General features: G+C 75.5%; 20 protein-coding genes. 8 read left to right on the top strand and 12 right to left on the bottom strand.

The window, feature by feature from the left end; genetic code table 11:
* Positions 1-68: 68 nt before the first annotated feature.
* A complete protein-coding gene (locus tag ACZ6Y7_RS29595) occupies positions 69-2,153 on the top strand; it encodes a primosomal protein N' (protein WP_465761019.1) in 2,085 nt (694 codons plus the stop codon).
* Between the two features lie 240 nt (positions 2,154-2,393).
* On the opposite strand, the gene ACZ6Y7_RS29590 is transcribed toward ACZ6Y7_RS29595, so the two are convergent.
* Positions 2,394-2,978, bottom strand: coding sequence for a hypothetical protein (locus ACZ6Y7_RS29590; protein ID WP_465761018.1), 585 nt, complete (start codon positions 2,976-2,978; stop codon positions 2,394-2,396).
* A 290-nt stretch (positions 2,979-3,268) separates the two neighbouring features.
* On the opposite strand from ACZ6Y7_RS29590, the gene def reads away from it, so the two are divergent.
* The 3 genes from def to ACZ6Y7_RS29575 all read left to right on the top strand — a co-directional run bounded on the left by def (position 3,269) and on the right by ACZ6Y7_RS29575 (position 6,411).
* The gene (def, locus tag ACZ6Y7_RS29585) at positions 3,269-3,814 is read left to right on the top strand and encodes a peptide deformylase (RefSeq protein ID WP_465761017.1); all 546 of its coding nucleotides are present in this window, start codon (positions 3,269-3,271) and stop codon (positions 3,812-3,814) included.
* 40 nt (positions 3,815-3,854) lie between these two features.
* Positions 3,855-4,799: a methionyl-tRNA formyltransferase gene (gene fmt, locus ACZ6Y7_RS29580; protein WP_465761016.1), complete on the top strand. Its 945-nt coding sequence runs from the start codon at positions 3,855-3,857 to the stop codon at positions 4,797-4,799.
* Positions 4,800-4,977: 178 nt separating this feature from the next.
* On the top strand, positions 4,978-6,411 hold the full coding sequence (locus ACZ6Y7_RS29575) for an RsmB/NOP family class I SAM-dependent RNA methyltransferase (RefSeq protein ID WP_465761015.1): 1,434 nt from the start codon (positions 4,978-4,980) through the stop codon (positions 6,409-6,411).
* 232 nt (positions 6,412-6,643) lie between these two features.
* On the opposite strand, the gene ACZ6Y7_RS29570 is transcribed toward ACZ6Y7_RS29575, so the two are convergent.
* The 6 genes from ACZ6Y7_RS29570 to ACZ6Y7_RS29545 all read right to left on the bottom strand — a co-directional run bounded on the left by ACZ6Y7_RS29570 (position 6,644) and on the right by ACZ6Y7_RS29545 (position 10,113).
* Positions 6,644-7,102 carry a hypothetical protein gene (locus ACZ6Y7_RS29570; protein ID WP_465761014.1) on the bottom strand — a complete coding sequence of 153 codons (459 nt, stop codon included), beginning with the start codon at positions 7,100-7,102 and terminating at the stop codon, positions 6,644-6,646.
* 164 nt (positions 7,103-7,266) lie between these two features.
* Positions 7,267-7,602, bottom strand: a complete 336-nt coding sequence (locus tag ACZ6Y7_RS29565; RefSeq protein ID WP_465761013.1) for a sulfurtransferase TusA family protein — start codon at positions 7,600-7,602, stop codon at positions 7,267-7,269.
* A 97-nt stretch (positions 7,603-7,699) separates the two neighbouring features.
* Positions 7,700-8,233 carry a MarR family winged helix-turn-helix transcriptional regulator gene (locus tag ACZ6Y7_RS29560; protein ID WP_465761012.1) on the bottom strand — a complete coding sequence of 178 codons (534 nt, stop codon included), beginning with the start codon at positions 8,231-8,233 and terminating at the stop codon, positions 7,700-7,702.
* Positions 8,234-8,309: 76 nt separating this feature from the next.
* Positions 8,310-8,666 carry a DUF6204 family protein gene (locus tag ACZ6Y7_RS29555; protein ID WP_465761011.1) on the bottom strand — a complete coding sequence of 119 codons (357 nt, stop codon included), beginning with the start codon at positions 8,664-8,666 and terminating at the stop codon, positions 8,310-8,312.
* 87 nt (positions 8,667-8,753) lie between these two features.
* Positions 8,754-9,395, bottom strand: coding sequence for an ester cyclase (locus ACZ6Y7_RS29550; protein ID WP_465761010.1), 642 nt, complete (start codon positions 9,393-9,395; stop codon positions 8,754-8,756).
* Positions 9,388-10,113, bottom strand: coding sequence for an SDR family oxidoreductase (locus ACZ6Y7_RS29545; RefSeq protein WP_465761009.1), 726 nt, complete (start codon positions 10,111-10,113; stop codon positions 9,388-9,390). Before ACZ6Y7_RS29545 ends, ACZ6Y7_RS29550 begins: the two co-directional genes overlap by 8 nt.
* A gap of 126 nt (positions 10,114-10,239) precedes the next feature.
* Between ACZ6Y7_RS29545 and ACZ6Y7_RS29540 the strand changes: the two genes are divergently transcribed.
* Positions 10,240-11,190, top strand: a complete 951-nt coding sequence (locus ACZ6Y7_RS29540; RefSeq protein ID WP_465761008.1) for a LysR family transcriptional regulator — start codon at positions 10,240-10,242, stop codon at positions 11,188-11,190.
* 71 nt (positions 11,191-11,261) lie between these two features.
* Here ACZ6Y7_RS29540 and ACZ6Y7_RS29535 read toward each other — a convergent pair whose 3' ends face one another.
* Both ACZ6Y7_RS29535 and ACZ6Y7_RS29530 read right to left on the bottom strand, forming a co-directional pair.
* Positions 11,262-11,951: an alpha/beta hydrolase gene (locus ACZ6Y7_RS29535; RefSeq protein WP_465761007.1), complete on the bottom strand. Its 690-nt coding sequence runs from the start codon at positions 11,949-11,951 to the stop codon at positions 11,262-11,264.
* Between the two features lie 32 nt (positions 11,952-11,983).
* Positions 11,984-12,313, bottom strand: a complete 330-nt coding sequence (locus ACZ6Y7_RS29530; RefSeq protein WP_465761006.1) for an SH3 domain-containing protein — start codon at positions 12,311-12,313, stop codon at positions 11,984-11,986.
* 403 nt (positions 12,314-12,716) lie between these two features.
* Between ACZ6Y7_RS29530 and ACZ6Y7_RS29525 the strand changes: the two genes are divergently transcribed.
* Both ACZ6Y7_RS29525 and ACZ6Y7_RS29520 read left to right on the top strand, forming a co-directional pair.
* Positions 12,717-14,318, top strand: a complete 1,602-nt coding sequence (locus ACZ6Y7_RS29525) for an outer membrane protein assembly factor BamB family protein (RefSeq protein ID WP_465761005.1) — start codon at positions 12,717-12,719, stop codon at positions 14,316-14,318.
* 135 nt (positions 14,319-14,453) lie between these two features.
* Positions 14,454-15,263: an alpha/beta fold hydrolase gene (locus tag ACZ6Y7_RS29520; protein WP_465761004.1), complete on the top strand. Its 810-nt coding sequence runs from the start codon at positions 14,454-14,456 to the stop codon at positions 15,261-15,263.
* Positions 15,264-15,347: 84 nt separating this feature from the next.
* Here the strand turns inward: ACZ6Y7_RS29520 and ACZ6Y7_RS29515 are convergent, their stop codons facing one another.
* Positions 15,348-16,337, bottom strand: coding sequence for an ArsR/SmtB family transcription factor (locus ACZ6Y7_RS29515; protein ID WP_465761003.1), 990 nt, complete (start codon positions 16,335-16,337; stop codon positions 15,348-15,350).
* A 394-nt stretch (positions 16,338-16,731) separates the two neighbouring features.
* Here ACZ6Y7_RS29515 and ACZ6Y7_RS29510 point away from each other — a divergent pair, with 394 nt between their 5' ends.
* Entirely contained in the window at positions 16,732-18,108 is a 1,377-nt protein-coding gene (locus ACZ6Y7_RS29510) for an alpha/beta fold hydrolase (protein WP_465761002.1), read from the top strand.
* A 248-nt stretch (positions 18,109-18,356) separates the two neighbouring features.
* On the opposite strand, the gene ACZ6Y7_RS29505 is transcribed toward ACZ6Y7_RS29510, so the two are convergent.
* Both ACZ6Y7_RS29505 and ACZ6Y7_RS29500 read right to left on the bottom strand, forming a co-directional pair.
* Complete coding sequence (locus ACZ6Y7_RS29505) at positions 18,357-18,914, bottom strand: hypothetical protein (RefSeq protein ID WP_465761001.1); 558 nt, start codon at positions 18,912-18,914, stop codon at positions 18,357-18,359.
* Positions 18,911-20,053, bottom strand: a complete 1,143-nt coding sequence (locus ACZ6Y7_RS29500) for a serine hydrolase domain-containing protein (RefSeq protein WP_465761000.1) — start codon at positions 20,051-20,053, stop codon at positions 18,911-18,913. The genes ACZ6Y7_RS29505 and ACZ6Y7_RS29500 overlap by 4 nt, the downstream gene beginning before the upstream one ends.
* Positions 20,054-20,302: the final 249 nt, after the last annotated feature.

Raw genomic sequence — 20,302 nt, 5'->3', positions numbered from 1 at the left:
GCCCTCCGGGGCGGGCGCCGCTCCGCTGTGTGCGTCCTGTCGGTGTGACCTGGTACTACTTGGGAGCGATGAGCAACTCAGGGGAGAGCGGGGGCGCCGAGCCGGAGCAGCTGGCGTTCATCCGGGAGACGGTCAAGCGGGCCAAGCCGCGCACCTGGCGCGGGGCCAAGCGGGCCGAGCACCTGCCGGTGGCCCGGGTCGTGGTGGACAAGGGCGTGCTCACCATCGACAAGTTCTTCGACTACGAGGTGCCGGCCGGGATGGCCGAGGAGGCCCAGCCGGGCGTCCGGGTGCGGGTGCGCTTCGGCGCGCGGGTGGTCAAGGGCCAGCGCGAGGGCGGGGAACTGCACGACGGGTTCATCGTCGCCCGGCTGGAGAAGAGCGACTTCCCCGGACCGCTCGCCCCGTTGGCGCAGGTGCTCTCGCCCGAGCCCGTGCTCACCCCGCAGCTGCTGCGGCTGTGCCGCACCGTCGCCGACCGGTACGCCGGGACGCTCGCCGACGTGCTGCAGCTGGCCGTCCCGCCCCGGCACGCCAAGGCCGAGGCCGAGCCCTCGCCGCCGCCGCTGCCCCGACCGGCGGCCCCCGCCCCCGGCGGCTGGCAGCGCTACCCGGCCGGGCCCGAGTTCCTCACCGCGCTGGCCGAGGGCGGTGCGCCCCGCGCGGTGTGGGCCGCCCTGCCGGGGCCCGGCTGGCCGTACGAGATCGCGCGGGCCGTGGCGGCCACGCTGGCGGGCGGGCGCGGGGCCCTGGTCGTGCTGCCGGACGGGCGGTCGGCGGCCCGGGTCGACCAGGCGCTGACCGAGCTGCTCGGACCGGGCATGCACGTGGCCCTGGGCGCCGACCTCGGCCCGCGCGAACGGTACAAGCGCTGGCTCGCGGTGAGCCGCGGCTCGGTGCACGCCGTCATCGGCACCCGCGCCACCATGTTCGCGCCCGTGCGCGGCCTCGGACTGGTCGTCGTCTGGTCGGACGGCGACGGCAGCCACAGCGACCCGCGCGCCCCCCACCCGCACGTCCGCGAGGTGGCGCTGCTGCGCGCCGCCGAGGAGGGCGCGGCGGTGCTGCTCGGCGGACACGCGGTGACCGTGGAGGGCGCGCAGCTGGTCAGCACCGGCTGGGCGCGCCCGCTGGTCGCCGACCGGGATACCGTCCGGCAGGTCGCGCCGCGGGTGCGCACCGTCACCGACCAGGACCAGCACCGGGACGCCGCCGCGCAGGCCGCCCGGCTGCCCTCGGTGGCCTGGGAGGCCGCCCGGGAGGCGCTGGCCGCCGGGCACCCGGTGCTCATCCAGGTGCCCCGGCGCGGCTACGTGCCCCGGCTGGCCTGCGGGCGCTGCCGCACCCCGGCGCGCTGCCGGCGCTGCGAGGGGCCGCTGGAGGCGCCCTCGGCGGACGCCGCGCTGCGCTGCGGGTGGTGCGGGGAGCCCGAGAACGACTGGCACTGCCCCGAGTGCGGCTCGTTCCGGCTGCGGGCCCAGGTGGTGGGCGCCCGGCGGACGGCCGAGGAACTGGGCAAGGCGTTCCCCCGGATCCCGGTGCGGACCTCCGGACGGGACGCCGTCCTGGCCACCGTCCCGGACGAACCCTCGCTGGTGATCTCCACCCCGGGCGCGGAACCGGTGGTGGAGGGCGGCGCCGGGTACGGGGCGGCGCTGCTGCTGGACGGGTGGGCACTGCTGAGCCGGCCGGACCTGCGGGCCGGGGAGGAGACCCTGCGGCTCTGGCTCGCGGCCGCCGCGCTGGTGCGGTCCTCGACCGAGGGCGGCACGGTGGTCGTGGTCGCCGAGCCCTCGGCCCGGCCGGTCCAGGCACTGGTGCGCTGGGACCCGCTGGGGCACGCCGGGCTGGAGCGGGACGAGCGGGCGCAGCTGCACTTCCCGCCGGTGTCGCGGATGGCCTCCGTCAGCGGGAGCCCGGCGGCGGTCGCCGACCTGCTGGGGCTGATCCGGCTGCCGGCGGAGGCCGACGTGCTCGGGCCGGTGCCGGTGCCGGCGCTGCGGGGCGAGGAACAGGAACGGGCACTGCTGCGGGTGCCGCCCGGGCAGGGCGCGGCGTTGGCGGCGGCGCTCAAGGCGGCGCAGATCGCGCGGATCGCGCTGCGGACGGCGGAGCCGGTGCGGGTGCGGGTGGATCCGACGGACATCGGCTGACGGGTGGTGCGGGGGCCGGCCCGGGGTTTCCGGCGCTTTTCCCGTGGTTCGGGTGGTCCCGGCGAGGCCGGGGGCCGGGGTTTCGGGGGTTCCAGGGGTTTCGGGGGTTCCGGCGGTCTTGGGCGGAGTGGGGGCGGGGTGAGTGGGCCACCCCGCCCCGGGGTGGCCGGTCGGTGGTGCGGGTGGTGCGGTGGTGCGGTGATGTCGTGGTGCGGTGGTGCGGTGGGCTCCTCGGGGGCGTCAGCCGCGCAGGGGGAGTCCGGGCTGCGGGCGCTCGACGGGGGTGCGGTCCAGGGCGGTGCGGTCGATGGCGCGGTCGATGGTGCCGCGCTCCAGGCTGGTGCGGTCCAGGCCGCCCTGGCGGGCCGCCGGGACGGTCGCGGTCAGGCCGCCGGTGGGCGCGGCGGGCAGGTCCTCGGAGCGGTCCGGACGGGCCGGGCCCGGGACGGCGCCGCTGGCGGCGAGGAGTTCGCTGGTCGGGCGGCGCATGCCGTAGCGGCGGTGCACGGCCTGCTTGGTGACCCCGAGGGCGGAGCCCACCGAGTCCCAGGAGAAGCCGAGCGCCCGGTCGAACTCGACCGCCGCCGCCACCAGGGTCTCCACGCTCTCCCGCAGCTCCTGCGCCAGGCGCACGGTCGGTGCCGGCGCCCGCCCGTACACCACGAAGCCGGCCGAGGTGCTCGGACGGCGCGGACGGTAGACGTTGCCCAGCTGGGCGGTGAGCGTCCGCAGCGCGTCGACCTGGCGCCTCACCCGCTCGATGTCCCGCACCAGCAGGTGCAGGCTCGCCCGCGCCCGGGCGTCGTGATTGATCTGCTCGGCCATGGCCTACGTGCCACCTTCCGTACGGTTCGGCTCGGCCGGGGCGCGGTGTCCCGTGCTCCCGGCCCCGGTCAATCTCTCTTGACCAACGCCGAAGCGGGGGCCGGGGTAACGCCGCTCGGCAGAGTCGGGATATGCCAGTGCGGTGTGCCGGGGGTCCATGGCCGTGCCCGTGGGCCCGCCCCACGGGCATGGGGGACGCCGGCGGTGCGTTGCATAGACTTGGCGGGAACAGCCGTTGCCCGCAGTCCCTTCCGACTCCCGACATCCCGACGGACAGGAGCCCGTACCCCGTGGCGATCCAGCCCATCCGTCTCTTCGGAGACCCCGTCCTGCGGGCCACCGCCAAGCCGGTGACCGTGTTCGACAAGGAACTGCGCAACCTCGTCCGCGACCTCACCGAGACCATGCTGGACGCCCCCGGCGCCGGCCTGGCCGCGCCCCAACTCGGCGTCTCCCTGCGGGTGTTCACGTACCACGTGGACGGCGTCACCGGGCACCTGATCAACCCCGACCTGTCGCTGACCGAAGAGGAGCAGGAGGGCCCGGAGGGCTGCCTGTCGCTGCCCGGGCTGCGCTACGACACCAAGCGCGCGTACGGCGTGGTGGCCAAGGGCTTCAACATGTACGGCGATCCGGTGACCCTGGAGGGCACCCAGCTGCTCGCCCGGTGCATCCAGCACGAGACCGACCACCTGGACGGCATCATCTTCATCGACCGGCTCGACCGCGAGCAGCGCAAGGCCGCGCTGAAGGCGATCCGGGAGGCGGAATGGGGCGAGGGGCCGGCCCCGGTCGTCAAGGTCTCGCCGCACAGCACCTTCGGCGCCGCGCGCTGAACCCGCATTCCTCCGATCCTCTTCTGCAGAAAGGCACTTGATGCGCCTCGTCTTCGCCGGCACCCCCGAGGTCGCCGTTCCCGCCCTGGACGCCCTGCTCGCCTCCGACCGGCACGAGGTCGTCGCGGTGGTCACCCGCCCCGACGCCCCTGCCGGGCGCGGGCGCAAGTTGGTGGCCAGCCCCGTCGCGCAGCGCGCCGAGGAGGCCGGGATCGAGGTCCTCAAGCCGGCGAAGCCCAGCGACCCGGAGTTCGTCGCCCGGCTCACCGAACTCGCCCCCGACTGCTGCCCGGTGGTCGCCTACGGCGCGCTGCTCCGCCCCGGCACCCTGGAGATCCCCAAGCACGGCTGGGTCAACCTGCACTTCTCCCTGCTGCCCGCGTGGCGCGGCGCGGCGCCCGTCCAGCACGCGGTGCTGGCCGGCGACGAGGTCACCGGTGCCTCCACCTTCCTGATCGAGCAGGGCCTGGACTCCGGCCCGGTCTACGGCGTGATCACCGAGGAGATCCGGCCGACCGACACCAGTGGCGAACTGCTCACCCGGCTGTCCCTCTCCGGCGCGCGGCTGCTCGCCGCCACCATGGACGGGATCGAGGACGGCTCCCTGCACGCCGTGCCGCAGCCCGCCGAGGGCGTCACGCTCGCGCCGAAGATCAGCGTCGAGGACGCGCGGATCGACTGGAACCACCCCGCGCTGCGGGTCGACCGGGTGGTGCGCGGCTGCGCGCCCGCGCCCGGGGCGTGGACCGAGTTCCGCGGCGAGCGGCTGAAGGTCACCGGGCCGGTCACGCTGCTGCCGGAGTCCGCCGAGCTGGCGCCCGGCGAGGTGGCGATGGTCGGCAAGAACAGCGTCCGGGTCGGCACCGGCAGCCACGACGTCGAACTCGGCGAGGTCCGGCCGCAGGGCAAGAAGGAGATGCGGGCGGCCGACTGGGCCCGCGGCGCCCGCCTGGAGGCCGGCGAGCGGTTCGGCTCCGAGGGCTGAGCGCTCCGTTCGGCGATAGTCTTCGTACCACCCGGCCCGAGCACTCGGTTTCGTGCCGCCCGGCCCCGAGCACGTCGTTTCGTGCCGACCGGCCCGAAGCACCCCGTTCCGTACCACCCGATTCCGTACCACCCGAGCCCGAACCACCCGATAACCACCGCAGCACCTTGAGGCACCTGTGACCACCCCCAGCGCCAAGCGCGCACCCCGTCCGCACCGCCGTCCCAAGAAGGACCCGGCCCGGATCGTCGCGTTCCGCGCCCTGCGCGCCGTCGACGAGCGCGACGCCTACGCGAACCTGATCCTGCCCTCGCTGCTCCGCGAGGCCGAGCAGAAGGGCATGGACCGGCGCGACGCCGCCCTCGCCACCGAACTCGTCTACGGGACCCTGCGGCTGCAGGGCACCTACGACGCGGTCATCGCCGCCTGCATCGACCGGCCGCTCAGCAAGGTCGACCCGCCGGTGCTGGACGTGCTGTCGCTCGGCGCCCACCAGCTGCTCACCACCCGGATCCCCACCCACGCGGCCGTCTCGGCGACCGTCGAGCTGGCCCGGGTGGTGCTCGGGGACGGCAAGGCGAAGTTCGTCAACGCCGTGCTGCGCCGGATCAGCGCCCAGGACCTGGACGCCTGGATCGCGCAGGTCGCCCCGCCGTACGACCAGGACGCCGAGGACCACCTGGCGGTCGTCCACTCCCACCCGCGCTGGGTGGTCTCCGCGCTCTGGGACTCGCTCGGCCGCTGGCAGCCCGACGCCTCCGGGCGCGGCGACGTGGAGGCACTGCTGCGGGCCGACAACGAGCGGCCCGAGGTCACCCTGGTCGCCCGCCCCGGCCGGGCCACCGTCGGCGAGCTGGCCGACGCCCTGCCCGAGGCCGAACCGGGCCGCTGGTCGCCGTTCGCCCTGCGGCTCGCCGAGGGCGGTGACCCGGGGTCGGTCGCGGCCGTGCGGGAGAACCGGGCGGGCGTGCAGGACGAGGGCAGCCAGCTGGTCGCGCTCGCCCTGGCTTCCGCACCGCTGGACGGCCCGGACCGGGTCTGGCTGGACGGCTGCGCGGGCCCCGGCGGCAAGGCCGCGCTGCTCGGCGCGCTGGCCGCCGAGCGCGGGGCGGCGCTGGTCGCGAGCGAGAAGCAGCCGCACCGGGCCCGGCTGGTGGCGCGGGCGCTGGAGGGCAACCCCGGTCCGTACACCGTGATCGCGGCGGACGGGACGCGCCCCGCCTGGCGGGCCGGCGGCTTCGACCGGGTGCTGGTCGACGTGCCGTGCTCCGGCCTGGGCGCGCTGCGGCGCCGCCCGGAGGCGCGCTGGCGGCGCCGGCCGGCCGACGTGGCGGCCTTCGGGCCGCTGCAGCGGGACCTGCTGCGCTCGGCGATCGAGGCCACCCGGGTCGGCGGCGTGGTCGGCTACGCGACCTGCTCGCCGCACCTCGCGGAGACCCGGGCGGTCGTGGACGACGTGCTGCGGGCCGAGGGCGGCCGGGTCGAGTGGATCGACGCGCGTCCGCTGCTGCCCGGCGTCCCGGCGCTCGGCGACGGGCCGGACGTGCAGCTGTGGCCGCACCTGCACGGGACGGACGCGATGTACCTGGCACTGCTGCGGCGCACGGCCTGACGGAGCGCGGTCGACCGGCGGCGGCCGCTCGGGCTTCGGCCTGAGCGGCCGCTGTGCCGTGGGCGGCGGTGGGGGAGAGGCCGACGGGACGGCGGATCCGCGCCGGGGAGGGTCGGCCGGAGCTGTTGACGGTGGCCGACGGGTGCGTGGCGCCCGGTATCGGACGGCGGAGCCGGGCCGGGTGCGGCCTGTGGTGGCCTGAACCGGTTCGGGGCGCGCGGGCGCGCGGTGGTCACGGCCGGGGGCGCCCGGGGCCGGGGAAGCCGGTGAGGAAGGCGTGGGCCTGGGCGCGGAGGTCGTCGACCGGCGGGTCCTCGCAGATCACCTCCATGCCGAGCGCGGTCGTCTGGTCCCAGTGGAAGTAGGACTGGAAGGCCAGGTAGGGGCGGTGGTCGTCGCTGGGGTCGAGGCCGACGGCGAAGGTCGCGAAGCGGGTGCGCTCGCGCCCCGAGCGTCCGAACTCGGTGCGGGAGAGCTCCCACTCGAACTCGTAGGGCTCCGGTTCGGCGGGCAGGTCCAGCAGGGCCTGGGCGAGCCGGCGGACTTCGTCCGGCTCGGCGAACGGCAGCGACTCGGATCCGTAAGGGCCGGCGGCGAACAGCTCCCACTCCCGGCCGTTGTGGCTGACGGTCAGTGCCCAGTCGCCCTCCTTGTCCTGCCAGTGGCAGTGGAGGGTCCGGTCCTGGTCCATGGTGGTCAACCCCCTTGTGGTTCCCGGTGGTTCGTCGTCCTTCATGGTGGGCGCACCGGGCGGTGGGAGGGAAGTCGGGAGTGAGCCGTTCTCGGCCCGGCCGCCACGGGATCGCGCAGCCGGTCGTGGCGGGACGGCGTCCACGTCCGCCCCGCCTCCTTCGGTCAGTCGGCGGCGGGGGCCGGGTGCCAGGGGCGGTCGGGGCGGGTGGGGAGCGGCGTGGAGGTGAGGCGCAGGGCGTAGACCTCGCGGTCGGTGGCCTCGTGCGGGACCGGGCCGAGGTACTGGTGGCCGGTCAGGTGGCACCAGGCGGGCAGGTCGAGCGGGGCGGCGGGGTCGGTGGTGTGGATGTGGACCACCGCGCCGGCCGGCAGGTGGGCGATCCGGGCGCGCAGGCGGAGCAGGAGCTGGACGCAGAGCAGACCGGTGCCGTCGACGGTGAGGTCGGGGGCGGTGCCGGTCGGGACGGTGCTCTCCGGGGCGCCGGGGGTGTCGGACATGGTGCTGGCCTTCGCGGGTGGGGGGCGGTGCGGGGTGCCGGTCCAGGCTATGACGCGGGGTGGTCGGCGGGTGCGGTGGGGCTCCCGGAAGGGGCGTTCAGCGGAGGCGTTGGCCGGGGGCGGTGCCGCCGAGGCGGGTGAGCAGGGCGGAGAGGCGGGAGAGGTCCTCGGGGCTCCACTGCTCGGCGGCGAAGTGGTCGGCGGCGACCTGGCGGGCGGTGTGCAGCATCTCGGCGAGCCGGTCGCGGCCGGTCGGGGTGAGCGCGGCGTACGCGACCCGGGCGTCGCGGGCGGCGGCCTCGCGGGTGACCAGGCCGATCCGTTCCAGCGGCGCGAGGCCCCGGGTCACGCCGGAGGCGGTGAGGCCGAGCGCCTCGGCGAGGTCGACCCGGCGCATCCGGCCGCCGGGGGCCTGGGCGAGGTGGAGCAGCATGGTGAAGTCGGACAGGCTGACGCCGTGCAGGCCGCTGAGGCTCGCGTCGAAGCGCTTGACGACGGCGGTCTGGGCGCGGACCAGCCGGAGGGCGGTGTCCAGTGGGTCGGGGGGCGCGGGGGCTGCCGGGGTCGTGGCCGGCGGGGCCGGGTGCTGCGGGGCCGAATTCTGCGGTGCCGGGGGCTCCGGGGTTGTCATTGCCACCTCCTTGACTGCTCAAGTATATCCCCGCAGGGAGCCGTCAAGGAGGTGGCGAAAGGGGGGAGGGGCTGGGTCAGCGGGCGGTGTGGGCGGCCCGGCGCTGTCGCTTGCCGAGGGGCGCCTGGGAGAGGTCCTCGGCCTGGGAGCGGAGGTTCTTGTGGCCGTACCCGCGTGCGGCGAGCCAGTCCCGGGCCGTCCGCTCGGCCCGCTCGGTGGCCGTCAGGATGTCCTCCTCGGCCTCGCCCTCGTCGAGGAAGCGGAAGGTGAAGGCGGACCGGGCGGAGAGGTCGTAGCTGAGGTGGCCCTCGCGGGTGAAGGCCGCGTGCAGGACGTCGTGCTCGGGTGCGGCGGCGAGGAGTTCGGCGCGCTGCTCGTCGCTGAGGCCGTCGAAGACGCCGCGCACCAGGATGCGGAAGGTTCGGATGGTCATCCCCCGACGATAGGCAGGAGGGGCCGCCGACCGCCAACGCGATTTTCCGCGCGACCGCGGTCGCCGGCCCCTCGGGGGAGCCTGCGGTCAGCCCTCGACGCCCAGTTGGGACAGCAGGGTCGTGTTGTCCTCGATGTGCCAGTCCTCGACGATCCGCTCGGTGCCGACGTGCTGGATGTCGATGGCGCCGAACTCCACGCGCTGGCCCCGGCCCCGCACCCCGTTGAAGGTGCCGGTGAAGTGGCCGCGGAAGACCAGCCGGGCGGTGATCCGGTCGCCGGTGACCAGGACGTCGGACAGTTCGCAGGTGAGGTCCGGCACGGCGGCGCGGAAGGCCCGGGAGGCGGCCACCGGGCCGGCGGGGCCCTGGGGGCGGCCGGGCGGCAGCGTGTTGTCCCGGAACCGCGGATCGATCGCCGCGTCCAGGTAGCGCTGCTGCCCGGTGTTCCAGAAGGTGTACAACTGCTGGGCCAGACGCACCTCCTGGGTCGCGCGCCGGGCGCCGAGCGAACGGTCCGCGGTGAGCGCCTTCGGCTGGACCAGGTCGGGTGAGCGGTCGATCAGGCGCTGCGGCCAGGCGTTCGAGGAGCCCGGGCGGGTGGTGTCGTGCACGGGCGCGGCCGCGGCGGTACCGCCGACCAGGGCGGCGAGGGCGGCGGCCGTGGCGGCCGCCCGGGTCAGGAGGCGGGAGCGGTGCGGTGCCGCTACCGTCGGACGGCGCTCAGACAAGCCGACCGCCCCCGTCGACGTGCAGCACGGTGCCGGTGACGTACGGGTTGTCGACGGCGTAGAGGACGGCCTTGACCAGGTCCTCCGGGCTGCCCACGCGGCGGGCCGGGTTGCGGGCGGCGACGCCGCGCAGGAAGGCCTCCTTGTCGGCGCCGAGGCCGTCCCAGGAACCGGTGTCGACGATGCCCGGGGAGACGGCGTTGACCCGCACCGGCGCGATCTCCACGGCCAGCGCCTGCACCAGGAAGGCGAGCGCGCCGTTGGTGGTGGCCATCACCGTCCGGCCCGGAGCCGGGCGCCAGGCGGCGACTCCGGAGAAGAAGGTGAACGAGCCGTTCGCGGACACCAGGTCGGCCAGGTGCTTGGCCAGCAGCAGCGGTCCGATCACCTTGGCCGAGAAGGCCCGCCGCACGTCGGCCGGGTCGAGCTCCCGCAGCGGGCCGTTGGCCGGTATCGCCGCGGTGGACACCAGGTGGTCGAACCGGCCGACCCGCGCGGCGAAGTCGGCGATCGAGCGCTCGTCCGCGATGTCGAGCGCGAGCACCTCGGAGGGTCCGGCCAGCTCGCCGGCCGTCCACTCCAGCTTGCGCGGATCGGGACCGGCCAGCACGAGTTCGGCCCCGGCGGCGGAGGCGGCCTTGGCGAGCGCCCGTCCGGTGTGCGAACCCGCGCCGACCACGACGAGGCGTCGGCCCTTCAAGGAACCGTCGGTGGACATGGGAACTCCTTCGCAGTGGTGGGATCGGTCGGCTGCCGCCGTCGGCGGCGGCCGTACCTCGACCCTCTCCCGAGCTGCGGTGATGAGTCCAAGGCATGCTGTTCAGCCCAGCGATAACATTTCTTCATGGCAACGCTGCGGCAGCTCGAATACCTGGTCACGGTGGTCGACACCGGCTCCTTCACACGTGCGGCCGAGCGGCTGCACGTCACCCAGCCCGCGCTGTCCCACCAGATGCGCGCGCTGGAGCGGGCCGTCGGCGGCCCGCTGCTCGAACGCCTGCCGCGCTCGGTGCGGCTCACCCCGCTGGGACGCTCGGTGCTGCCGCACGCCCGGGCCGCGCTCGCCGACGTGGAGCGGCTGCGCGCGGTGGCCCGGCGGACGGCCGGTCTGGAGGAGGGCGAGCTGGAGGTGGCGGCGATCTACTCGGTCAGCCTCGGCATCCTGCCGCCCGTGCTGCGTGCCTGGCGCCGGCTCCACCCCGGGGTGCGGATCCGGCTGCGCGAGTACCCGCACGCCGACCGGCTCCAGGCCGCGATGGCCGCGGGCCGGGCGGATGTCGCCGTCGGGCCCGCGCCGGTGGACTGGGAGGGCCCGATCCGCGAGCTCGGCGTCGAGGAGTTCGTGGTCGTCCTGCCGGCCGACGACCCGCCGGCCGACCGGTCCACCGGCACGGTCCGGCTCGCCGAACTCGCCGATCGGGCCTGGGTGCACTACGCACCCGACAACGGGCTCGCCGGTCTGCTCGACCGCGTCGCGGCCGAGGCCGGCTTCCACCCCCGCGCGGCCGTCCGCGCCGAACAGACCTCCGCCGCACCGCTGTTGGCCGCCGCCGGGCTCGGCCCCGCGCTGGTGCCGGCGAACATCGTCCCGCCGCACTTCGACGGGGTCGTGCTCCGCCCCGACCCGGCCGTCCGCCGCACCCTCACCGCCTACACCCGGACCCGCCCCGACCCGCTGACCGTGGCCTTCGCCGACCTCCTGGCGGGGCAGGCGAGGGTCGGGCTGTCCGGAGTCGCGCCCGGCGAGGAGGAGGGTGCGCGACGCGAGGGGGACGAGGGGCCGGCGGCGGGGTGAGGGCCGGGGGTTCGGGGCGGGAGGGGCAGGGGTTCGGTGCGGGAGGGGGTCAGCTGCGGGCGGGGAGGGGGTCAGGTCCGGGCGGGGAGGGGGGTGCAGACGGCGCCGGTGGCCAGGGCGGCGGGTTCGGCGTCCAGGGTGGCGAGGGTGAAGGCGGTGGTGAGGGCGCTGATGCCGCTGGTCGCGCGGAGCAGGTAGTGGTTGCCGCCGGGGATCTCGTAGCGGGCGAGGTCCGGGACGACCTCCCGGGCGCGCAGCGCGTACTCCAGGGACTGGGCGGCGTTGGCCGCGCTGTGGTCGCCGGTGCCGTGGACGATCAGGACCCGGCGCCCGGCCAGCTGGGCGACGGGCTCGCCGCTGGGCAGCCAGGGCGCGATGCCGGCGACACCGACGACGGAGGGGTGTCCGGCGCACCGGAAAGCGGCGCGTCCGCCGAGGGAGTTGCCGATCAGGACCACCGGCGCGCCCTCGTGGCGTCGCGCGAGTTCGTCGAGCGCCCACCGGGTGTCGACGGCGGTGTCGGCGTCGTCGCCGTTCCAGCCGCTGTAGCGGTAGCGGAGCAGGTGCACGGCGAGGCCGTGCGGCCGGCCGCGCTCGGTGAGTTCGGCGGCGAGTTCGCGCAGACCCAGTTCGGCGACCTTCGACGGACCGGTCCGGCTCCGGACGAACCCGCCGGGCAGCAGTAGGGCGACGCCGCTGACCGGTCCGTCCCCCCGGCGCGGGGTCAGTTCGGGGGTGCGCGGACGGTGCGCTCGGAACACGCGGAATCCTCCCTGGTTCGTACCGGTGGATTCTACGGTTCCGGCGGCGCGTCACGGTGCGCGAGCAGCGACCACAGGACCCAGCCGGTGACCCGGGTGCGGGCCACCATGACCTCGGCCCAGCGGGCGCCGAGCGGCGAGGTCCAGGTGTCGATGACCTCCACGACGTCGCCGGAGCGGGCCAGTCCGACGACGGGCTCCCCGCCGGAGTGGTCGCTCCGTACGTTGGCGGCGGTCGCCGAGACCTCCCACCGGCCGGCCCCGACGGGCGGGGGCCGTTCGGCGGCCGGGGTGACCGCCGCCGGGACGAGCAGGATCGTGAGGGAGATCGCCGCCGCCGTCGCCCGGCCGATCACCGCCACGGGGGCCTCGGCGCGGCGCTGTGCGCGGATGGTGGCGGAGGTGTGAAGAGCGGGGGAGCCATGCCCTGCAGAACGAGTCGACCCGGCGTACACGCACTGTCGGACGCCGAGGCCCACCCGGTCGAGTGAGGGAGGAGCGGGAGCGAGACCGCGCCGACGTCGGTCGGTGTCAGGGCGGGCGTGGTCCCGGGAGGGCTCGACGTCGTCGGCCGAACGGCCGGTCGGGTGCGGGGAGGTGAGGATTCGTCATGAGCGGCCCATTCCACGCCTCTCATGTGCAGGTGATGGCCCGGGTTTTCCCTGCTCTTTGTTTCGGAGCGCCCCGGGCCTCTGCGACGATCCGATGATCGTCGCCTGCTGTGGCGGGCGACGCGTCGCAGGGCGTCGCAGGGGAGAGACCGGCATGGCCGTTGGGCCCGAGGACAGCGTGGTCCGGGCGGGGTGGGGTGCCAGGCTCGCCTGGGACAAGGAGACCTGGCTGGTGGTCTGCGGCGGGGTGCTGGGGGCCCTGTTCGCGAGCATGGGGCTCGCGGTGCTGTTCGGTCCCGCCAACGGGTTCGGCGGCGACAGCCTCGCGTACATGGGCATCATCAGCATCCTCGGGCTGATGCCGTGCGGCGCGGGCTTCGTCTGGGCGCTGATCCACCCCCGGCGCGGGCTGCCCGCGGCCGCCGTCGGCGTGCTGCTCGGCCTCGGGATCTTCGTCGGCTTCGCCGGTGACGGCCTCAACGACTCCTGGACGGCGCCGCTGGACCGGCCGTCCACGACCCGCGCCCTGGGCAGCTGGGCGGACGGTGACCTGGTGGTGCGGGTCCGCCCCGATCTGGTGGTCGCGTACCGCAGTGCCACCGGGGCCGTCGCCTGGCGGTGGACGCCGCCCGGGGAGGACTCGGTGTGCGCGATGAGCCGCGGGACCGGGCCCGGCGCCTTGGGGCAGGCCGGCGCGGAGCAGGCCGGAGGGGGGCAGGTCGGCGCGGGGCCCGGCGCCCCGGGGCGGGCCGGCGCGGGCGCGGTCGGGCTGATCGGCCACTCGCCGCACGACCGGCCGTGCTCGGCGGTGACCGCGCTCGACCTCGCCGCCGGCACGGAGGCCTGGACCACCGCCGTGGACGCGCCGCCCCGGGGCGGGGACGCGGCGGCGCCCGACGTGGTCGCCGTCGCCGGGCGGCAGGCCGTCCTGCAGGAGAGGTCCGGCTGGCGGGCGGTCCGGCTGGCGGACGGCGCGCCGGCCTGGCGCGGCACGGCCGACGCGGGCTGCACCCCGCTGCAGGTCGCGGGCGGGGCGGCGGACGTGGTGACGGTCGCGCAGTGCGGCGCGGCGGAGCCCGTCCTGACGTCGCTGGCCGCCGCGGACGGGCGGGAGCAGTCGCGGATCGCGCTCCCGGCGGCGGGCGGGCTGAAGAACCTGGCGGTGGTGTCGGTCGAGCCGCTCGCGGTCTGGGTCGACGCCCAGGGCGAACGCGGCACGCACGCGGTGCTCAGCTACGACCGCGCGGGCAGGCAACGGGCGGCGATCCCCGTCTCCGGTGCGGAGTACGACCTGGACGTGATGCTGGGCGGGCTGCACGCCTTCGACCAGTTCGACGCCCGGCCGCTGTTCGGCGGGGTGGTCGTCGGGGACCTGTTCATCGTGCCGGGCGAGAAGCCCGGTGACGTCAGCATCAGCGGGGGCAGGCACCCGAGCCGCAGCGCGACGGGCCGCCTGGTGGCGTACTCGCTCGCGGACGGCGGGCAGCGCTGGACGGCGGGGCTGGACGACCAGGTCACCGGGCTGACGGTGGACGGGACGTCGGTGTGGGCGATGACGCGCAGCCGGCTCGCCCGGGTGGACACCGCGACGGGCCGGCGGAGCGCCGAGCTGGACGTGAACGGCACGGCCTCGCTGTACCCGGCGGACCTGGCGGTGTCGGGGTCGGGCGCCGGGTCGGGGTCGGGGGCCAGGCGGTTCACGGTGGTCGCGGAGGACGGGACGCGGGACGAGCCTCCGGTGCGCGGCATGGGCTGAGGGGGCTCGCCCGGGCCGGGGCGCACCGGGGCCCGTCCGCGGCGGGGAGACGAGGCCCGTGACCGGCGGAACTGAGCCTTCCAGACGGTTGTGTCAGGCTGGTGGGGGAGCACCGCCGAGATCGGGAGGCTCATGATGGCCGAGATCAGGGTGAACGGGGTGGCGCTGCACTACGAGGTCCACGGCGAGGGCCCCGGCGTCGTCCTGGTGCACGGCTCGTGGAGCGATGGGGACACCTGGGCGCGGGTGATCCCGGGCCTGGCGGAGTCCGCCGGCGTGGTCACGTACGACCGCCGGGGCCACAGCCGCAGCGAGGACCTGCTCACCCAGGGTTCGGTGCACGAGGACGCGGCCGACCTGGCCGGGCTGATCCAGGGACTCGGCCTCGCACCCGCCTTCGTCTACGGCGACTCCTACGGCGCCCTGGTCACTCTCCGGCTCGCTGCCGCCCGGCCCGACCTGCTCCGCGGGATCGGCGTGCACGAGCCGCCCGGCACCGGCATCCTGCTCGCCGACCCCGATCTGCGCCCGATCGGCACCGCCTTCGCCGACCGGATCGCCGCCGTCCGTGAGCTGCTGGAGCAGGCCGAGTCGGCCGCTGCCGCCGAACTGTACGTGGACAGCCTCGCCTTCGGGCCGGGCGCCTGGGAGCAGCTGCCCGCGCCCGTCCGGCACACCTACATCCGCAACGCGCCCACCTACCTGGACGAGCTGCGCGACCCCGACGCGCTCGACCTCGACCTCACCGGGCTGGGACGGTTCACCGAACCTGCACTGCTCACGCAGAGTGACGACAGTGCGCCGATGTTCGGCGAGGTGCTGGACCTCGTCGACCTCGCCCTGCCGAAGGCGGAGCGGCACTTGTACACGGGCGCCGGGCACGCCCCGCATCTGTCGCAGCCGGAGGAGTGGGTGCGGGTGGTCCTGCCGCGGGCCGTGGCCTGAGGGCCGGGGGTGGGGGCCTGAGGGCCGGGGGCGGGGCGGGGCCCTGGTGCCTGGCAGCCCCGGGGCGGGGGCGCGAGCGGCCGGCTATTCGGGGGCCAGCATCTCCTCGCCGCGCGGGGTGCGCCGGTAGAGCACCTCCCGGCCGCTGCGCACCCGGCTGACCAGCCCGGAGCGGTGCAGGACGCCCAGGTGGTAGGAGACGGTGCCCGCGCTCAGGAAGTGCCGGGCGGCCAGGTCGGCGGTGGTGATCGGGTCGACCAGGGCGGCCAGCAGGTCCGCCCGGGTCGGCCCGAGCAGCTGCGCCAGCGCCGGGGTCGGGCTCTGCGGGACGGCCGTCGGCGTGCCGATCGGGTACATCAGCGTCGGTGCCCGGTGGCAGCCGTCCACCGGGTCCAGGATGACGTGGATCCTCCGGCTCACCAGGGTCGGCATCAGCAGCACCATCCTGGCCGGCAGGGTCACGTCGAAGCGGCTCTCCAGCCGGATCAGCCCGTCGGCCCAGGAGAGCTGCGGGGAAAGGGAGTTGAACAGCGAGCCGGAGCCGTACCGGGCCAGGTAACGGCCGCGCTGGTCGATCTCGGCGTCCAGCACGGCCCGGGCGTCCGGCCAGTACGGCGCGAGCGCCGACTCCCAGTAGTGGCCCAGTTCGTCGGCGACCCGCTCGGCGAAGTAGCGGGGGCCGCGCCGCAGCGTGCGCAGCACCGGCTCGGGCAGGCGGCGGCCCGCCAAGTTCGCCTGCGGGAGCCCGCGTTGGGCCGTCTCCAGCTCCGCCAGTACTCGCGCCGGGTCGGTGCGGCGGACGGCCTCCAGCTGTTCGGCCACCGTCGGCTCCGGGCCGTCGGGGTGCGGGGAGAGGAAGTCGGGGATGTAGCCGCCGTCCTGGTCCAGGGCCAGCCCGGACAGCAGCTCCAGCTTCTCCCGGCGCAGCAGTCGGCGGGTGCGGCCGACCCAGGCGTACGGCCCGGTGGGGGAGTTGCGCGCCGAGGCCATCAGGGTGTTGACCGCCTCGTGCAGTGGCGAGAGCACGAAGCGGGTGCGGGCGAGGCCGGTGGAGTCGATCGTGAGCCGGATCACGGCGTCCTTCCCCTGTCGGACCAACGGGCGGGCTGGTTGTCGGGCTGGCGGGCTTGCGGACTGGCGGGCTGGCGAGCGGGCGGTCTGACGCTTCGTCAAGCGGGTCGGCTCGTGGATGTGTCAGGCCGGCGGGTTGCCGGGTGGCCGGATCTTCGGGTCGCCGGACCGTCGGGCCGGCGGCTGACGGGCGGTCGGGTCGGTCGGCTGCTGTCGGTCGCGTGTCGTTCCTTCGCATCGTCGAACGCCGGACCTGACCGGATTTGCCGGCCATTCGGCCCACGACGTTTCGACCCTGGTCGAATCCTGGCATGAAAGCTCGCCTTCGACGCGGCCCGGGACCAAGCTGACTCCGTGACCGCGTCAGTACGGACGCGGTGCGACCGGAAGGACGAACATGACGAGCACGCGCGGCCGCGTCGCCGCCCTGCTGGGCGCCGTCGCGGTGGTCGCCGGTACCACCCTGGCCACCCCCGCCGTCGCGGCGCCGGCCGGACCGGACCGGCACGGCGGGATCACCGGGCAGGCGCCCTGCCAGGGCATGCCCGAGTACACCTGCGGCACCCTCACCGTGCCGCTCGACCACGGCGGCGCCGTCCCCGGCACCCTGCAGCTCGACGTGGCGATGACCGGGAACGCCGACGCCCCCAAGGGCGACCTGCTGTTCCTCACCGGCGGCCCCGGCCAGCCCGGCCTGCCGCTGCTCCAGCGGGTCGCGACCAGGCTGGCCCCGCTCCTCAAGGACTACCGCCTGGTGATGTACGACCAGCGCGGGACCGGTCAGCGGGCGCTGCAGTGCCCCGGGCTGCAGGAGGACATGGGCTCCTCCGACCTCACCCCGCCGCGCAAGCAGTCCATCGCCGACTGCGCCGCCGCCCTCGGCCCGAACGCGCGCTTCTACAGCACTGCGGACACCGTCGCCGACATGGACCTGCTGCGCCAGGCCCTCGGCGCCCGTCGGCTGACCATCGACGGCGTCTCGTACGGCAGCTTCGTCGCCGAGCGGTACGCGCTCGCCCACCCGGCGCACGTGGCCGGTCTGGTGCTCGACTCGGTGGTCCCGCAGCAGGGTTACGACCCGCTCGACCTCGTCGCGCTGCCCGCCACCGCCCGGGTGCTGCGGGCCGCCTGCCAAGCCACCGGCTGCACCACCGACCCGGCCGCCGACCTCGCCGCCACCGTGCGGAAGTACGGCAACGGGGTGCAGATCCTGGACGCGCTGACCAGCTACGAGTTCGCCGACCCGAACTACGGCGGCGTGCCGGAGGTGCTCCACGAGGCGGCCGCCGGGAAGCCGGAGAAGCTCCAGGCCTTCATCGCCGACGTGCACACGAACGACGCCGCTCCGGCCGAACTGCTCAGCCAGGGCCTGCACGCCGCCACCCTGTGCGCGGACGGGCGCTACCCGTGGGGCACGTCGGACACCCCGGTCGCGGGCCGGGCGGCCGCGCTGGAGCGCACCCGGCAGGCGCTGACCACCGAGCAGACCTGGCCCTACGACGCCGCGACCGCGACCGGGCTCGGCAGCCTGCTGGTCTGCCAGGACTGGCCGCGCGAGCAGGTGCCGCCGACGCCGCCGGCGCACCGCAAGCTGCCCCACGTGCCGGTGCTGCTGCTCGGCGGTGACCGGGACCTCTCGACGCCGTACGAGTGGCTGTACCAGCAGGCGAAGTCGGCGCACGACCCGAAGATCGTGATCGTCCCCGGGGCGGCGCACTCGGTGCAGCGGACCACGGCCGGGCAGCAGGCGGTGTACGACTTCCTGCTCAAGTAACCGCGGGGGTAGGCGCGGTGGGCCGCTCCCCACGGGGGTGGGAGCGGCCCGCCGCGGGCCCGGGGCGAGGGCAGGGTGGCCCGGCCAGGGAGCTCGGGGACTCGGGAGTTCGGGAGTTCGGGAATCCCGGGAGCTCGGGAGCTCGGGAGAGCTCGGGAATCCCGGGAGTCCGGGAGTCCGGGAGCTCGGGGCGCGAGGGTGTTTGGGGGCTTCCCGGGGCTCCGGGGCTGGGCGGCGCGGCCGGCGGCTCAGTGGTCGGCCGCGCCCCAGCCGTCGTCCGGCAGGGCGCCGTCCGGCTCGGGGCAGTCCACGTGGTCGCAGTCCCAGAGCACGGCCTTGTACAGGACGAACTCCTCCAGCGGAGGCTCGTCGTAGGCCTCGCGGTTGGTCAGCACCAGCTCCACCCGGACCTCCTCGGCCGGCGAGAACATCAGGTTCCGCTGGTCGGGGAGGTTCTCGTACGTCACCGTCCGCCAGCTGTGGCCGGTGGCGGTCAGGGCCGCCATCAGGGCGGACTCGGTGACGCGGGTGCCGAGCGTCACCGACTCGCCGCCCGGCAGCGGGAGTTCGAGTTCCCCGTGCCAGACCGGCAGGGACAGCGAACGGAGTTCCCGGCAGCGGCAGAACACCGTCTGGACGTCGCCCCAGCCGAAGCCGTGCGGCCAGCGGGTGGCGCGGTGGATCCGACCGCCGTCCCACGGTTCGCCGTAGCGGGCGGCGAGTTCGGGCAGCGAGGCGCCGCAGTGCAGGTCGCCGAGGCCGCCGGTGGTGGCCAGACCGGTGAGGAGGGGGAGGAAGTCCGTCACCCCAGGCACCCGCGCACCGCCTCGATCAGCCGGTTCGCCCGGGCGTCGCCGTGCCCGATCATCCGGTTGGCGACGTAGGCGAAGCCGATGCCGAACTCGTCGTCACCGAAGGCGAACTGGCCGCCGGCGCCGTCGTTGCCGAAGCTCCGCGCGCCGAGCAGCGGGCGGAAGGCGGGGGAGTCGAGCAGGACGCCGGAGCCCCAGCGGGCGCCCATGTCGAAGCCCAGGAAGCCCGCGCCGGAGGAGACTTCGCGCACCGCGTCGGTGACGGTGTCGGGGGAGAGCAGGCGGGGCGAGCCGTCCAGGCCGGTGACCGCCGCCGCGTAGAGGCCGGCCAGGCCGGTCGCGGAGGCGACGGCGCCCGCGCCGGGCAGCTCGATCGCGTGCAGGGCCGGGTCGTTCCAGCCGTGCGGCGCGTCCAGGCCGGGGAAGACCAGCGCGCCGTTCATCGTCACGATCCTGGTCAGCAGGTGCTCCGGGCCGGGCATCGGACGGCGTCCCTCGGCATCCACCAGCCGTGCCAGGCGCGGAAGTTCGCTCTCGGGCAGGCCGATCCAGACGGGCAGGCCGAGCGGCTCGGCGAGCTCCTTGCGCAGGAACGCGCCCGGGGTCAGCCCGGTGATCCGGCGGATCAGCTCGCCGACCGCGAAGCCCAGCACATGGCCGTGGTACTCGTACGTCGTGCCGGGCTCCCACAGCGGCCGCTGCGCCTCGATCGCCCGGATCACCGGATCCCAGGCGGCGATCTCCTCGAAGGAGAGCACCGCGTCCAGGGCCGGCAGACCGGCCCGGTGGCCGAGGATCATCCGGGTGGAGACGGCCTGCTTGCCGTGCTGCGCGAACTCGGGCCAGTAGCGGGCGACCGGGGCGTCCAGGTCGAGCCGGCCCTGCTGGGCGAGCAGGTGCGCGCAGATGCTCACCGCGCCCTTGGCACAGGAGAACACCGGCACCACGGTGTCCTGCGTCCAGGCACGGCCGGTGCGTTCGTCGGCCGTGCCGCCCCACAGCTCGACGACCTTGCGGCCCCCGGCGAACACCGTGACCGCGGCGCCCAGCTCGGGGAACTCCTCGAAGTTGGCGGCGAAGACGCCCGCCACGGCGCCGAACCGTTCGTCGGCCCAACCCTGATACTGGTGCATGATGTGGTGCCCCGTTCTGCCTTCAAGATCGACCGGACCACGCTACGGGAGCCGGACGGCCGTGACGAGCGGATTACCTCAGGCCGGGGCTGGTGGGACGGGTGTGACGGACGGACACGCGCCGACCCCGGCTCTCCGGTCGTCCGGCGCGCTTCGGTCGTCCGGTCTTTCCGGCCTGCCGGTCGTCCGGTCGTTCGGCGCGCTTCGGTGCCGGAAGGAGGACGCGGGCCTAGCCGGGGGTCGGGTGGG

Source organism: Kitasatospora sp. NPDC053308, assembly GCF_055585785.1.
The sequence above is the reverse complement of the archived record's forward strand: the minus strand, read 5'-3'. Positions and strand labels throughout refer to the sequence as shown.